16 protein-coding genes and 2 riboswitches are annotated in these 15816 nt (G+C 38.4%); of the genes, 11 read left to right on the top strand and 5 right to left on the bottom strand.

Annotation, left to right across the window (positions count from 1 at the left end; translation table 11 throughout):
* Window positions 1-18 precede the first annotated feature (18 nt).
* From NST02_RS13365 to NST02_RS13385, 5 genes are all read right to left on the bottom strand, one after another.
* The gene (locus NST02_RS13365) at window positions 19-723 is read right to left on the bottom strand and encodes a GntR family transcriptional regulator (RefSeq protein WP_095313290.1); all 705 of its coding nucleotides are present in this window, start codon (window positions 721-723) and stop codon (window positions 19-21) included.
* 301 nt (window positions 724-1024) lie between these two features.
* A complete protein-coding gene (locus tag NST02_RS13370) occupies window positions 1025-2419 on the bottom strand; it encodes a glycoside hydrolase family 1 protein (RefSeq protein ID WP_170943644.1) in 1395 nt (464 codons plus the stop codon).
* Between the two features lie 93 nt (window positions 2420-2512).
* Complete coding sequence (celB, locus tag NST02_RS13375; protein ID WP_095313292.1) at window positions 2513-3805, bottom strand: PTS cellobiose transporter subunit IIC; 1293 nt, start codon at window positions 3803-3805, stop codon at window positions 2513-2515.
* Window positions 3806-3820: 15 nt separating this feature from the next.
* Window positions 3821-4153 (bottom strand): PTS lactose/cellobiose transporter subunit IIA, encoded by a 333-nt coding sequence (locus NST02_RS13380; protein WP_095313294.1) that lies wholly within the window; start codon window positions 4151-4153, stop codon window positions 3821-3823.
* 13 nt (window positions 4154-4166) lie between these two features.
* A complete protein-coding gene (locus NST02_RS13385; protein WP_095313296.1) occupies window positions 4167-4469 on the bottom strand; it encodes a PTS sugar transporter subunit IIB in 303 nt (100 codons plus the stop codon).
* 520 nt (window positions 4470-4989) lie between these two features.
* On the opposite strand from NST02_RS13385, the gene NST02_RS13390 reads away from it, so the two are divergent.
* From NST02_RS13390 to NST02_RS13440, 11 genes are all read left to right on the top strand, one after another.
* Window positions 4990-6246: a PucR family transcriptional regulator gene (locus tag NST02_RS13390; protein ID WP_235879490.1), complete on the top strand. Its 1257-nt coding sequence runs from the start codon at window positions 4990-4992 to the stop codon at window positions 6244-6246.
* A gap of 115 nt (window positions 6247-6361) precedes the next feature.
* Entirely contained in the window at window positions 6362-7492 is a 1131-nt protein-coding gene (ald, locus tag NST02_RS13395) for an alanine dehydrogenase (protein WP_137744003.1), read from the top strand.
* A gap of 414 nt (window positions 7493-7906) precedes the next feature.
* Window positions 7907-8015, top strand: a riboswitch (TPP riboswitch).
* A 93-nt stretch (window positions 8016-8108) separates the two neighbouring features.
* Window positions 8109-8197: riboswitch (TPP riboswitch) on the top strand.
* Between the two features lie 98 nt (window positions 8198-8295).
* Window positions 8296-8985 (top strand): thiaminase II, encoded by a 690-nt coding sequence (tenA, locus tag NST02_RS13400; protein ID WP_137744004.1) that lies wholly within the window; start codon window positions 8296-8298, stop codon window positions 8983-8985.
* A gap of 14 nt (window positions 8986-8999) precedes the next feature.
* Window positions 9000-9722 (top strand): ABC transporter ATP-binding protein, encoded by a 723-nt coding sequence (locus tag NST02_RS13405; protein ID WP_137744005.1) that lies wholly within the window; start codon window positions 9000-9002, stop codon window positions 9720-9722.
* 1 nt (window position 9723) lies between these two features.
* On the top strand, window positions 9724-10482 hold the full coding sequence (locus tag NST02_RS13410; protein ID WP_137744006.1) for an ABC transporter permease: 759 nt from the start codon (window positions 9724-9726) through the stop codon (window positions 10480-10482).
* A 19-nt stretch (window positions 10483-10501) separates the two neighbouring features.
* Window positions 10502-11491, top strand: coding sequence for an ABC transporter substrate-binding protein (locus tag NST02_RS13415; RefSeq protein WP_137744007.1), 990 nt, complete (start codon window positions 10502-10504; stop codon window positions 11489-11491).
* 15 nt (window positions 11492-11506) lie between these two features.
* On the top strand, window positions 11507-12028 hold the full coding sequence (gene thiW / locus NST02_RS13420; protein ID WP_340949133.1) for an energy coupling factor transporter S component ThiW: 522 nt from the start codon (window positions 11507-11509) through the stop codon (window positions 12026-12028).
* Complete coding sequence (gene thiD / locus NST02_RS13425; RefSeq protein WP_095313324.1) at window positions 11997-12797, top strand: bifunctional hydroxymethylpyrimidine kinase/phosphomethylpyrimidine kinase; 801 nt, start codon at window positions 11997-11999, stop codon at window positions 12795-12797. The genes thiW and thiD overlap by 32 nt, the downstream gene beginning before the upstream one ends.
* A 17-nt stretch (window positions 12798-12814) precedes the next feature.
* Window positions 12815-13615, top strand: coding sequence for a hydroxyethylthiazole kinase (gene thiM / locus NST02_RS13430; protein WP_340949134.1), 801 nt, complete (start codon window positions 12815-12817; stop codon window positions 13613-13615).
* Window positions 13612-14226 carry a thiamine phosphate synthase gene (gene thiE, locus NST02_RS13435; RefSeq protein WP_340949135.1) on the top strand — a complete coding sequence of 205 codons (615 nt, stop codon included), beginning with the start codon at window positions 13612-13614 and terminating at the stop codon, window positions 14224-14226. The genes thiM and thiE overlap by 4 nt, the downstream gene beginning before the upstream one ends.
* Before the next feature lie 131 nt (window positions 14227-14357).
* Complete coding sequence (locus NST02_RS13440; protein WP_244988899.1) at window positions 14358-15722, top strand: MATE family efflux transporter; 1365 nt, start codon at window positions 14358-14360, stop codon at window positions 15720-15722.
* Window positions 15723-15816: the final 94 nt, after the last annotated feature.

Here is a 15816-nt window from a genome sequence, read left to right on the forward strand (position 1 = left end):
TCCCTCCAATACATGGTGCTAGTTGATAGTCGTCACTTCAAATTTGTCATAGCGGTGCCGTGAAAAAGAGTATTCAAATGGTACTCCATTATTTAAAAAACCGACATGTTCGACTTCTAAAATGGGGTCATCAGGTAAGCACGCCAAATATTGATGATCAAGTTCTTCTGATTTACATGCCCGTATTTTCCGATGTGAGCCTGCAATTGTAAGTCCTAACGTCTCACGAATATATGAATAGATTGAGCCATGTAAAATTTCATCTGTGATTCCTGGAATCAAGATCGTTGGCATATATGTCCTCTCCATCACATATGGTTCATCATCAACCAATCGCAGACGGATTAAAAAGTAAACAGGGGTTTTTACGTCTATAGCTAAATGCTCTGCGACTTCTTGCGTAGGAAATTGGACATCAAATTTAATCACTTTGCTCGTCACTTTCTTCCCCTTCAAAAGTCGTGACAAGCCTAGAATCTCATTTGTACCAACGTTTACAACATTCTGAGATATAGCAGATTGAATAATAAAAGTTCCGTGCCCCCTTTTCCGGTACAGCAAACCTTCTTTCACTAAAATATCCAGTGCCCGTTTCATAGTCATTCGGCTGCACTGAAACTCTTTTGCTAAGGTAATTTCATCTGGTATTGGTTGATCGATGGGATAAAACTGATTTTTTATTCTTTCTCTCATTACGGATGAAATAGTTTCGTATTTTGGCATCACCGGTCTCCACCTTATTCATAATTTCTTTTTTTAACAGCTGTGCGAGATTGGATCGTTTTGAGTATTCCCTATTTCATTTATTAGGATAGCTTCTCACTTCTTTTTGGCTAAGAAAATAAAATGATCCGATAATTGTCTTTAACTCACACAGCTTTTCTATAAGGTTTAATTTCAAAAAGATATCATCTTACGCCTAAAAATGCGCTTTCTACTCTATCATACATCAAGTTATCAAAAATGGCTGATTGTTTTACCGATCTTCTTCTTCGTTGAAAAAAGATGGTCATAACGACCATCTTTAAAAACCATTATGTTCTGAAACGCTTTTAAACCACTGACCGCTCTTTTTAATTGTTCTTTCACCATCTTTGTTTAAATTCACTGATACTAGGCCGTATCGATTTTTATAAGCGTTAGACCAAGACCAATTATCCATAAAAGTCCAAAGGTGATAGCCTTTCACGTTCGCTCCCTCTTCCAACGCTTTATGAACCCATTTGAGATGTTCTTGAATAAATTCAATGCGATAGTCATCTTGAATCATTCCATTTTGATCACGGAATTTTTCTTCACCTTCTACTCCCATTCCATTTTCTGAAATAAAGCACTCGATATTGCCGTAGTTCTCTCTTAAATTTGTTAAAATATCATAAATCCCTTTTTCATAGATTTCCCAGCCACGATGCGGATTCATTTTACGACCGGGCATCTCATAATGATCAAAGAATCGCTCAGGCATAAAAGGAGCATTAGGATTCGGCAAATTTTCCTTCGCTTTTACTCTTCTTGGCTGATAATAATTGACACCAAGCAGATCGACAGTGTTTTCTTTAATAATTGCTAAATCACCACTCATTATTTTCGGTAAAAAACCTTCGTCTTTGAGAATTTGTATCAATTCTCGCGGAAATTCTCCTTTTACAGATGGATCTAAAAATGAGCGATTAAAGAAGGCGTCTGCAAGTTTCGCTGCCTGCAAATCAGCAGAGTTTTGGCTTCTTGGATATGAAGGAGTTAAATTGAGAATGATTCCAATTTTTCCATCTTGTTTCAATTTTCTATAAGCTTGAATCGCTTTAGCGCTTGCAAGAATTGAATGGAAAGCAACTTGAACCGCTTTGCCGAAATCAACTTCATTAGGGTAATGGAAATCATATAAATACCCACCTTCAACTGGTACGATCGGTTCATTATGGGTGAACCAATATTTCACTCGATCACCGAAAAGCTCAAAGCATGTTTGTGCATATTTTACATAGGCGGCAACAGTCTCACGATTTGTCCAGCCCCCAATTTCTTGCAACTTCAATGGCATATCGAAGTGAAAGAGATTAACGAATGGTTCGATTCCGTGAGCAATCATTTCATTTATGACATTATTATAAAATTCAACTGCTTTTTGATTGACCTCACCTCTCCCTTCAGGAATGAGGCGTGACCACTGGATCGACATTCGGAAAGAATTGTGGCCGCTTTCTTTCATCAGGAGGATATCATCTTTGTACTTGTAATAAAATTGCGATGTTTTGTCGGGCCCCACCCCATCAAAAAAACGATTTGGCTCAATTTCATACCAATGATCCCAAATATTCTTTCCTTTGCCATCCACCGCAGCGGCCCCTTCCGTTTGTGGTCCAGATGCGGCAGTTCCCCACCAAAACCCTTTTGGGAAGCGATATTTTATCTCATTCATGTTAGTCATCACTGCAGTCTCCTTTTTATCAAAATTTTGGGCAGGGTCTTTAATCTTTTTCGTCAAATACCTGCTCCTATAAGCTTTGAAATTTTAAGCAGCCTTTTCTGCTTCTTTTTCTTTCATTAAATTGGTTTTATCCAAAGTTTTTAGAAATGGGAACCAAATCAACCCAACAATCACCATATTTACTAACTGCAAAATACCTCCCGCTAATGAGTTAGTTGCCATGATCCCGTTGATGAAGAATGGTACTGTCCAAGGTATCGCCACCCCTGTTGGTGGTGGTACTAAACCAATTGACATAGCAAAGTAAGAAACGAGTGTTACAACCATTGGTGCAATAATCCAAGGAACAATGACAATTGGGTTCATGACGATTGGTAATCCAAAGATAACTGGTTCGTTAACATTGAAGAGACCTGGTCCAACCGCAAGCTTACCCACTTGTTTTAATTGTCTGCTCTTCATGAAAGCCAGCATTGCAAAAACAACCACGAGTGTCATACCAGTACCGCCCATTCCAACTGTATAAATTTCCATAAATGGTTTGGAAATAATATGCGGTAACGCTGCACCTGCTTGATAAGCTTCATAGTTTTCGATCATTAAAGTATTCCAAATTGGATCCATCACAGAGTTAATAATGATTTGTCCATGTAAACCAAAAAACCAAAAGATTTGAATAAAGAATACAGCTACTAATGTTGGAACAATTCCACTTCCTAATCCTACCAACGGTGCTTGAATAGCGTTATAAATAATATCATGCAAATTTGTGTTAAATAATTGTGTCACCAATACGTTAATCATCAAGAAAACAGTTAATGTTATGATTGCCGGAATTAACGCTGCAAATGATTTTGCTACTGCTGATGGAACTCCAGGAGGCATTTTTATCGTTATATTTTTTTGAACGATACGTCGATAAATTTCAGTGGCAAGAAATGCTGTAATCATCCCAAGGAACATGCCTTTTGCACCTAAGCGATCGAGCGGAATCACACCTGACACAACCTCCCCACCTTCAAGTGTTACAATAAATGGGGTTAATAATAGAAAGGAAACAAGTGAAATAGCGCCACCGAAGATCGCTTCCACCTCATAGCTTTTCGATAAGTAATATCCGATACCGAATACAACAAAGACAGACATAATCCCCATCGTTGCGGAGGAGGCGATTCCAAACATGTCCTTAAAATTTGCTAAAGCTCCAGCACTCATAATTTTTTCTAAGAATGGTAGATTTGTTAATACGACAAAAATGGAACCGAAAATCGTTAATGGGAACGCTAACATAAATGCGTCGCGCAGCACTGATAAAAAGCGATTGTTATTTAATTTTCCAGCGATTGGAACAAGATATTTACTTAGTCTCTCAAACATCACTGCTTCCTCCCTTTATAATTTTTTTTGTTTAAAGAGGTCTAGCAATTCCTTTACTAGCTCTTTCATTGATAATGTTGACATTAAATGATCTTCTGCGTGCATAAGTAATAATGCAAACTCGACTTTTGCCCCGGAAGCTTCTTGCTGAACCATCTTAAAGTGAATTTGATGGGCGACTTTTAAATCTTCATCTGCTTCAATCAGCAGATGATCAGCTTCTGTTACTCTTCCTTCTTTATATTCGCGCAGTGCTTGAATGATTTTACTCCTTGCATTTCCGCTGTGGAGAATAAGCATAAAATTGACTTGTTCTGCTGATAGCTCTTCTAAATTGAGGTTATCCACGACCATTCCTCCATTACATTAGTGAAAGTGCTTGTTCATAAGCTTTTTTACCATCAGCCATACCGTAGGCCATCATATCGATAACTTCCACTTTAATTCCGTATTGTTCTGCTTCTTTCTGAAATTCTCCCTTTAAAAAACTCATTTGCGGTCCGATTAAAACAACATCCGCATTGGCGAATTCTTTTTTTGCCTGGTCCTGGCCTACTGCCCAAATTTTTACTTCATCTCCGATTGATGCCGCGTACTCTTCCATTTTCGTCACTAAAAGGCTTGTTGACATTCCAGAACTGCAGGCTAATAAGATTTTCTTCATCTGAATCAAACTCCTTTATTATGAAATATTAGTTAAGAATTCGAAAAAGCGCTTTCTTGAATCGCTTACAAAATTAATTATATACTTATTTTATTAAATGTCTATACTTTTAATTATAAAAATATTATCTTTTGATTTGAAGGCTCTGTTTATGTTTACTGAAAGGCATGTGAAACTTTGGTTTCACATGAAATGAGCCCAAAATCATTTTAACAACAATTCTATTTAACAAAGCCAATTTAAGAGAAGAGAATATCTATAAACCTATTAAAGATTTGTTCAATATTTTTCGGCTCATTTTATCAATAATTCTGTTTAACAAAAGTGATAAAGAGTTTTATCCGCTCCATGATTATTAATAAGCCCCCCATTTGCGTTTGATTTTCCACAAACGTAGCAAATTTCACTAGCATCATTTAATTGCCTATCTTTTCGATAAAAAAATTTTTGTAATTACATATACAAGTCCCTAAAACGTAAGCTATGATTATACATATTTCAGTTTATAAGGAGAACGGATATGATGGATCTTTACAGTAAAAATGATAATCCGTTTAAAGGAAATTTTAAGACATTGGAAAGCTTGGTAGATCGAATAAGTGAAGTATTCCACTGTCCTGTCACAATCGAGGATGCCAATCATCGCCTTCTTGCTTATAGTCAGCATAATGAAGAATCCGATCAAGCGAGAATTCAAACGATTATAGGGCGGCGTGTCCCTGAAAAAGTGATTAACAGCTTGTGGAAAAATCATATTTTAGCAAAAATAAATCGTACTGATGAACCTGTACGAATTGCTCAAATTAAAGAAGTTGGTCTCGGAGATCGAATCGCGATCGCAATTCGAAAAAACAACGAGGTACTTGGTTATATTTGGGCGTTGGAAGTGGAGAGAAAGTTATCTGATCAATCTTTCCCCCTTTTTAAACAAGCCGCTCAAGCAGTGAAAAATCAATTACTTCAACTTCAAGGACAGCAAAAAGAAGCAGATGAGGGGGTTAATGAGTTTTTTTGGAAGCTTTTAACAGGGAATGTGCGCTCGAAAAAAGAAATCCGCGAAAAATTTGTGGAATTTCAGCTTTTGCCTCCCGTTTTTTTTTCTGTTGTTGTCTTTCAATTTCAAGAAGTGATTTCTAAGGAAAATCAACAACAAATTTTCTACCTTCTTTCGACGACTCAACAATTGAAAGTCATTTTTCGTGTTTTTGATGAAAAGGAAGTGATTATGCTCACTGCCCCGAACGAAGATAAGTATACAGAGAATGATTTGAAAACATTTATCAGGGAATTTATTACCCGTATGAGTAATAGGTTCAGTATAAACTCAATCACTGGTGGAAGTGGGACAATTTCTCAAGATTATACTGATATTGAACGGAGTTATCAGGAGGCTCTTTTCGTTCTACAATGCCAAAAGAAGTTTCCGGATCTAACTGCACAATTGTTCAATTATCGAGAGCTGGGGATATATCGTTATTTAGATTTGATTCTTGAAAAAAACAGATTGGAGCATTACGAAAATCATTCATTAAAAAAGCTTAAGCAATATGATTTAAAGCATCACTCCCAACTCTTCCATACATTGGAGACGTATTTGAATTTTGATAGCAATATGAACGAAGCTGCTAAAGCATTACATATCCATTTAAATACATTAAGCTATAGATTAAAGCGAATCGCAGAAATAGGAGAAATAAATTTGCGTGATCCCCATCAAAAAGTTACATTGTTCATTGATTTAAAACTTGAGCGTCTTCAAGAAAAGGAGCATTTGTGAAATTTAACAAATACTCCTTTTCTTTTTTTATTCTTTCAACAATGTTCAAAATATTTTCAAAAAAATATAATTAAAATAGATTTTTTTGGTGAACATTTTATAAGGGGGTTTTTAAATGTTAATTGGAGTGCCAAAAGAAATTAAAAATAACGAAAATCGTGTTGCAATGACTCCTGCTGGTGTTATTGCTCTAGTGAAAGCTGGTCATCGTGTTTTAATTGAAACAGAAGCTGGAGCTGGAAGTGGCTTTACAGATAAAGCTTATATCGAGGCTGGTGCTGAAATCGTTTCAACTCCTGCTAAAGCATGGGCCGCCGAAATGGTTATGAAGGTAAAAGAACCTCTCCAATCGGAATATAGTTATTTTCGTCAAGGTCTAGTTCTCTTTACGTATTTACATTTAGCTGCTGAACCAGAACTGGCAAAAGCGCTGGTTGAAAATGGTGTAACAGCCATTGCTTATGAGACAGTAGAAGTTAATCGCACTTTGCCGTTGCTGACACCAATGAGTGAAGTAGCAGGTCGAATGTCAGCGCAAATTGGGGCGCAATTTTTACAAAAATCTAACGGTGGTCAAGGAATTTTGCTTTCTGGTATTCCTGGCGTCAAACGTGGCAAGGTAACGATCATCGGTGGAGGCGTAGTAGGTACGAATGCAGCCAAGCTTGCTATTGGCTTAGGTGCCGATGTGACGATTATTGACTTAAGTCCCGACCGTCTCCGGCAGTTAGATGACTTATTTGGAAACGATATTCAAACATTGATGTCGAATCTACTTAATATTGCCCAATCAGTGCGGGAGTCTGATTTAGTAATCGGTGCCGTGTTGATTCCAGGTGCAAAAGCGCCAAAATTAGTTACAGAAGAAATGATCGAATCAATGAAACCTGGTTCAGTTGTAGTTGATGTCGCAATTGACCAAGGTGGTATTTTTGAAACAGTGGATCGCATTACCACACACGATGCTCCAACTTACTTGAAACATGGCGTTGTCCACTATGCTGTTGCTAATATGCCTGGTGCTGTTCCAAGAACGTCTACAATTGGTCTAACGAATGTTACTGTTCCGTATGCTTTGCAAATTGCCAATAAAGGTGTACACAAGGCCGTTTTTGAAAATCATGCTTTAAAATGTGGCGTTAATGTTGCTGCTGGCACCATAACTTACGAAGCAGTCGCAAAAGATCTCGGTTATGATTATGTAGACGTTGATACTGCCTTAAAAAAAATTCTTGAGCCGATTTAATTGTCAGAGCAAAAGCACAGGCGCTTAGCTCTGGCACGTACAAATTGGACCGTACAGGTAAGAGATCTAGGAAACCTGCGGTGCTAGCACCTCCGATTCGGATGGGATGGGAAATTTGATAAGGGTAAGTGCCGGAGCTAAACGTAGGTACACTCATTGAAAGAGTTATATATCAATCGAATAAAAGCGCCAAAACCTTAAACAAGAGGTTTTGGCGCTTTTGATCTCAATTCACTGCTTCTGGAGCAATCAAGAACCAATCCCAAAATTCCTTTGATTTTGCTAGATTAGAAACATAAATATCAAGATGATGCATCAACCCTGTTGCCATATGTTTATCCACTCCTATTCATTTATTTATGTGTATTACTTGAACAGGGTATGAAACCGTGTTAATATGATTGTAAACTTTCATATGAACACTAGGGGAGTCTTTTTTGGGGACTGAGATTGAGCAAGATGTTCTAAACCCTTTGAACCTGATCCGGTTAAAGCTGGCGTAGGGAAGTGGTTATGTTGTTTCATTTAGAGAGGCAGCCTCCACTTTTGTGGAGGTTTTTTGTATATAAATATATGAAACTTTTATTAATTGAACAAGATTGAACTGAATAATTTCATTTTCTGCTAGGGGCGCCTTATGGCTGAGAAGTACCCTTTGAACCTGATCTAGTTCGTACTAGCGTAGGGAAGTAGGTAATGGTGCATGACACTCTCATGCCTTACCGCTTTCCATAAATCTGGAAAGCGGTTTTTTATTTATATACAAACATACTCAAACCTGATTATTAAAGGAGGAAAATAAGGTGGAGATAAGCAAAGCAAGTAAATTTACGGAGCGACTTTATGAAAACGTGCAGCCAATATGGGAAAAAATCCATAGTCATCCGTTTGTACAGCAATTGGGAGATGGTACACTCCCTCGTGAAAAATTCGCGCATTATATGAAACAGGACTATGTGTATTTAATCGACTATGCGAAGCTTTTTGCCGCTGCCGTAACAAAAGCACGTGATCTGGAAACAATGGATAAGTTATCTAAAGTATTACATGAAACCCTTCATTTTGAAATGGAACTTCATCGTCAATACGCTGCTGAGTTTGGCATCTCCCGTGAGGAGCTGGAAGCTACAAAGCCAACACCAATCAATCTTGCCTATACTCGTTACATGCTAAATGCTGCACAAAACGGAACATTGGCTGAGGTCGTTTCATGTTTATTACCATGTGCTTGGGATTATTGGGAAATTGGGAAACTTTTACGCAAACAATATGGAGAACGTATTACTTCAAATCCATATGCTAAATGGATTGATACATATGATTCTGAAACGTTTGCAGAAGGCGCAAAATGGTTGATTAAACTTATGGATGAATTGACTGAAGGACTGCCGGAGCGTGAGCTTGCTTTATTGGAGGAACATTTCCAAATTACATCCAAATACGAATACTTATTTTGGGACATGAATTATTATGAACACGATTGGCCCATTTAGACGAGGATAAGACGATGACACTTTTGCTCAAAAATGTTACTTACACATTTCCAAAAAAAGAATATCCAGTTATTGACAAACTGTATTTAACCGTTCAACAGGGTGAGTTTGTTTCGTTAATTGGAAAAAGCGGTACGGGAAAAAGTACCATTCTTAAGTTGATCACAGGCTTGTTAACAGCGGATGAAGGTGAAATTTCCCTTTATAAAAAGCCTGTCACCCTAGGTGACGTTGGTTATATGCCGCAAAAGGATCTGCTATTTCCGTGGAGAACGATTCTTGACAATATCATGATTGGTGCTGAAATTCAGAAAGAAATAAAGCTTTCAAAAGAAGATGCTCGCAGTTGGTTAAAAAAAGTAGGCTTAAAAGATTACGAGCAAGCTTATCCTAATCAGCTTTCTGGTGGAATGAGACAGCGTGTAGCTTTCCTGCGCACACTGCTAACAGAAAAAGATGTGCTCCTACTTGATGAACCCTTTGGCGCATTAGATTCAATTACAAAAAAAGAAATGCAAGCTTGGCTTTTATCAATTTGGCAGGAACTTGATAAAACAATTATCTTTATTACACATGATCTTGAAGAAGCATGTTATCTCTCGGACCGGATTATTTTATTGAAAGATGACAGAACGATCGAGGAAACGACTGTTCCTTTGCCACGGCCGCGCTATCAAGAAATGCTTCATTCGCAAATTTTGCTCGAGTTGCGAAAAGAATTGGAGAAAAAGATTTAACATGAAAAACCTCCTAAAGCAATACAGTTTATTTATCGTCTTTGTCGTTTTAATAATGGTCTTGGTTGAATATTTGGTGCGCAGTAAAATCGTCCCTGCCTTTATTATTCCTGCGCCAACAAGCGTTGCAAACCATATTGTTGAACAGTGGAGACCTCTTATATTTGAACATTTAAAGGCTACGATGTCCGAGTTCTCCATTGGTTTTATCATTGCTGTAACAGCTGGAGTAGGTCTTGCAGTAAGCATGTATTTCTCGAAAACAATTGAAAAAATGCTCTACCCTGCTGTCTTGATTTCGCAGATGATACCGATCATCGCCCTCTCTCCCATATTTGTTTTATGGTTTGGTTACTCAATTTGGAGCAAAGTAGCGGTGACGGTATTAATGTCTTTCTTCCCTATTGTTGTTGCAACATATGATGGCTTAAAGTCGTGTGATAAAGACTATATTGAATTGTTACGATCAATGGGCGCAAACAAACGGCAAATCTTTATGAAATTAAATATTCCAATGGCACTTCCCTCCTTTTTTTCTGGCTTGAAAATTGCGATTGTCTACTCTCTTGTTGGAGCAACCATTGGTGAATGGCTCGGAGCAAGTGAAGGACTTGGCTATTATAGTCGAAGAATGTCAGGAGATTTAAATGCAAGTGGCGTATTTGCATCCATCGTCATTTTAACTGTTGTTGGGATTATTCTTTTTGCCCTTGCATCATTACTAGAAAAGAGAACATTACGTTGGAAAAACAGATTATAAACTTTGGAGTTGAAATTAAATGAAAAAAAGGATTATGTTCAGTTTTATATTTATTTTAACGATACTCATTGGCTGTTCAAACACTAAATCTACTAGCAATGATCTAGAAGAAATAAGCATTATGCTCGATTGGTATCCAAACGCAGTTCATTCTGCAATCTATATGGCAGAAGAAAAAAGATATTTTGAAGAGGAAGGCTTAAAGGTAAAGGTGGAAATGCCTGCAGATACAAATGATCCACTTAAGCTCGCGGCAACAGGTAAAGTTGATTTAGCCATTAGTTATCAAACCCAGTTATTAATGTCTAGAGCTGAAGATATTCCAGTTGTTTCAATTGCTGCCCTTGTTCGTCACTCATTAGATGGAATTATGTATTTAAAAGATAATGGCATTGAATCACCGAAAGACTTAGTGGGGAAAAATGTTGGCTACCCTTCTTCTTCCGTAAGTGAAGCGATTTTAAAGACTATGGTAGAACATGATGGTGGTGATGCTAACGATGTAAAACTAACGGATGTCGGTTGGGATCTTATGCCTTCGTTAGCAACCAAAAATGTTGATGCATTAGTTGGAGCTTATGTAAATCACGAACTTGTGCTCCTTGAAAAAGAAGGTTATGACGTAGACATGTTTCCTTTAACGGATTATGGGGTTCCTGATAATTACGAGCTTATTCTTGTAACCGGTGAAGATACTTTAGAAAAGAAAGAAGAAGTATTGTTGAAGTTTTGGCAGGCTCTTACAAAGGGACAAGAAGACGTCAAAAATAATCCAGAAGAAGGATTGGAAGTGCTATTTAACAATGAGAATGACAGCTTTCCACTTGATCGAGATGTTGAAACGGAAAGCTTAAACGTTCTTCTTCCATTAATGGATGACCCCTCTCACCCATTCGGTTATCAAGAGGAAAAAGTTTGGAAAGATGTTGCAGCATGGCTTCACCAGACAGGTATTTTAAAAGAAGAAGTTGATGCAAAAAGTGCTTTTAAAAACATCATATCCAATTAGAGAGGATAAAAATCTATGAAAAAAACAAATAAGATGACATTGACGGCATTAATTGCAGCAATTACAACGATTTCAAGCAGCATGATTTACATCCCTGTTGGTTTTGCAAAAATTTTTCCTATCCAGCATTTTGCCAATGTCTTATCGGCGGTTCTTCTAGGACCATGGTATGCCGTGTTACAAGCCTTTATCTCTTCTTCCCTGCGCAATATGCTCGGAACGGGTAGTGTCTTTGCATTCCCTGGAAGTATGATTGGAGCATTGCTGGCTGCCTTTCTGTATCAAAAAACAAAAAAGCTCTCATTTGCGGCATTTGGAGAAGTGGTTGGGACAGGAATGATCGGTGCGATGGCAACATACCCAATCGCCGTACTGTTTCTAGGGCAAGAGGCGACGCTTTTTGGACTTGTTCCCGCCTTTGCGATTAGCTCAATAACAGGAGCACTGATTGGATATGGATTATTAAAAATATTAATAAGAAATAAGGTAATTGGAGGTATGATTCATGAAAACAGCGCTAACAATCGCAGGTTCTGATTCAGGTGGCGGTGCAGGGATTCAAGCTGATTTAAAAGCTTTTTCTGCTAACGGGGTATTCGGAATGTCTGTGATAACCGCTGTAACAGCTCAAAACACACAAGAAGTGCGGTCTGTACAGAACATAGACAACAGGATCATCCGCGAGCAGATTGAAGCTGTCTTTGACGATATTCCTGTCGATGCAGTCAAAATCGGGATGCTTTCATCTCCGGCTACGGTCGAAACAGTCGCCCAGGCTTTGAAAAAATACCAACCTAATCAGATTGTTCTAGACCCTGTGATGGTGTCAAAAGGCGGGCACCATCTTTTACAGGATGAGGCAATCCAATCATTAATTGAGCATATGATTCCCCTGTCAACAATGATTACACCAAATATTCCGGAAGCAGAAGTGCTCGTTAAACGGAAAATAGACACGGAAGAAGATATGCTCACCGCCAGTAAAGCATTATTGGAGCTAGGTGCGAAAATGATTTTATTAAAAGGTGGCCATTTACAGGGTAATCCAAACGATCTCTTTTATGATGGACAATATTTTCACTGGCTTCACGGTGAAAGAATCGAAACAAAAAATACTCATGGAACTGGCTGCACCCTTTCTTCGGCAATTGCTGCCAATTTAGCCAAAGGCCATTCCATGTTCGAAGCAGTTAAATTAGCGAAACAGTATATTTCAATAGCGATTAAGCATAGTCTTGACCTAGGCCACGGGCATGGGCCGACGCATCACTTTTATGAACTTTATGAAAAGGCAAATCTTAAATAAAACGGAGGATGGAATACGTGAACGAAGTAATTAAAGACTTATTTACACAAGTAAAAGAAGTTCAACCTCTCATTCATCATATAACGAATACAGTTACAATTAACGATTGTGCCAATGTAACTTTAGCTATTGGCGGTTCTCCAGTAATGGCGACAAGCGTTGAAGAAGTGGCTGATATGGCTCAACTCGCCCAAGCTCTTGTGATCAATTTTGGAACGATCGACGATGCAATGTATGAAGCGATGATGCTTGCTGGTCAAGCAGCGAACAAAAAAGGCATTCCCATTGTGTTCGATCCTGTTGGCGTTGGGGCAACACCTTTCCGCACTGAGCGTGCGAAAGATTATTTAAACACAGTCAATGTCTCGGTTGTTCGGGGAAATGCATCAGAAGTATTTGCTCTTATCGGAGGCAATGCAAACACACGTGGTGTCGATGCCGGTGATATCTCGATCTCCAGTAGAGAACTAGCGCTAGAAGCGGCTCGGAAACTGAATGCTATTGCTGTTATCAGTGGAAAAATCGATTATATTTCGAACGGAACCGATGTCATTGGCATTGATAATGGTGATCTTTTATTAACAAAAATTACAGGGACAGGTTGTACGACAGCCTCTTTAATTGCTGCTTTTGCTGGTGTAAGCACTGATTGGTTTGCCGCTGCAGTTGCAGGTATGTCTACGATGAGCATTGCAGGTGAGCTTGCTAAAAAGCAATTAAAAAAAGATGAAGGGATTGGTACATACCGTATCAAATTATTGGATCAAATTTTCTTAATGGATGGGAATACGTGGGAAGAAGGTGTCCGTTTCGCATGAAAGATCAGTTAAAATTATATCTTGTCACAGAAGAATCCATTCCACTTCCTGAGCTTTTAGCCATTGTCGAAGAAGCGATAAAAGGTGGAGTGTCAGCCGTCCAGCTTCGAGAGAAAACGAACTCTGGGAAGTTATTTTTTGAAAAAGCGCTTAAACTGAAGGAACTGACCTCTCACTATAAAGTCCCTCTTTATATCAATGATCGGGTTGATATTGCCCTGGCAGTCGGAGCTGATGGTATTCATGTTGGACAAGAGGATCTCCCTCTTACTTCCATTAAACAAATCATTCCTTCTACTGTTAACGTAGGTGTCTCAGCAGGCTCTGTTGAAGAAGCGATTGCCGCTGAGAAAGATGGAGCAGATTATATTGGCGTTGGCGCCGTATTTCCAACTGCTTCAAAGGATGATGCCAAGGTTTTAGCGGAAGGAGAACTTGAAAAAATCATCCAAGCTGTTTCCATTCCGGTTGTCGCCATTGGAGGAATTAAATTAAATAATCTAGAGAGATTAAAAGACTTACCAATCACTGGTATTGCTATTGTATCAGAAATTATGAAAGCCGATTCTCCTCGAAAAGCAGCCTCCTTATTAAGGGAAAAATTGAATTAAAGTTAAAGACGGAATTTCTTCTAGAAAAGACAATTCCGTCTTTTTTATTTTTTCTCCTTTACATTTTTAGAAATAGGATTAAAATGAATGAGTACTTGAGATTTGGAATTTCAAAAGGAGAAAATAACGTCGTGGAAGAAACCAATAAATATAAAGAACAAACACTGTTTCAGATTACATGGCCACTTTTTATTGAAATCGCGTTACATATGAGTATGGGAATAATCGCTACCTTTATGCTTGGTCACTACTCTGATGACGCGGCGGCAGGTGTCGGAGTCGCCAATCAACTTCTTAACATCTTTATTTTAGTATTTAATGTTACTTCAATAGGTGCGACGATCTTAATTGGACAAAAGATTGGGGCAGGTAAACTGGCCGATGCGAAACAAATGGCTCGTTCTGCCTTTGGAATGAACTTTTGGTTCGGCTTAATGATGGCGCTTATTGTCTTTCTATTTGGAGAGCATTTTTTAAAACTCTTTGATGTACAAGGAAAAATTTATGATTATGGGCTCATTTTTATGCAAATTTGTGGCCTCTCTTTATTCTTCGAATCCCTTGCTCTTGCACTTAGTGCCGTGCTGCGCAGCTATGGATATACAAAAGAATCGATGGTTGTTACCATCCTTATGAATATCATTAGTATTGGCGGGAACATTTTTGCTCTTTCCGGATTATTCGGCCTTCCAATCACAGGTGTAGTTGGTGTTTCCTGGGCGATCGTTATCGCTCGAGTAGTTGCCGTGGTCATTTTAGTTTTTCTAGTATATAAAAGGCTTGCTATTTCAATCAAATTCCGTGATATCGTAAAAATTGATCATGTCGATTTTTTTGGTCTCCTTCGAATCGGTCTACCGTCTGCTGGAGAGAATTTGTCCTATCAATTTTCACAGCTCATTATTACAGGGATAGTTGCTTCACTTGGAGCGGCTGCGTTAACAGCAAGGGTCTATATCGTTAATATTTCCATGGTTTGCTTCTTATTTACGATGGCAATTGGAATGGGAACACAGATTTTGGTGTCTAGATATATTGGAGCAAAAGAGTATGACAAAGCTCTTCACCGTGGATTAAGGACATTAAAAATTGCCACTGCTGCATCTTTTATCGTTTCATTGGTGATTGCCTTAGTTGGCTCTCCGATTTTAGGAATGTTTACAGACGACCCAATGATACTAGCGGTCGGAATCCCCGTTCTGTGGGCAATTGTCTTCATTGAACCAGGAAGAGCAATGAATATCGTCCTTATGAACTCATTAAAATCTGCTGGTGATGTCCGTTTTCCCATGATTACTGGAATTGTTTTTATGTGGGGAGTCGCTGTCGTCTTTAGTTATGTTTTTGGAGTTCATCTAGGATTAGGCTTACTCGGAGTTTGGATCGCTCAAGGAATGGACGAATGGATTCGAGGAATTCTCGCCCTTAGGCGCTGGAAAAGCCGCCCTTGGGAAAGGGAGGCATGTATGAAAGATGTGCAGGTGAATAAAGGATAAATTAAATATAGATTTAGAGTAAGTCTATAAACTGCATAATGTAAAGGATAGATAAGTATCTATCCTTTTTTTACCATATTCAAGCATCTTGAAT

Origin of the sequence: Robertmurraya sp. FSL W8-0741, from assembly GCF_038004005.1 — a bacterium.
Lineage (GTDB): Bacteria > Bacillota > Bacilli > Bacillales > Cytobacillaceae > Robertmurraya > Robertmurraya siralis.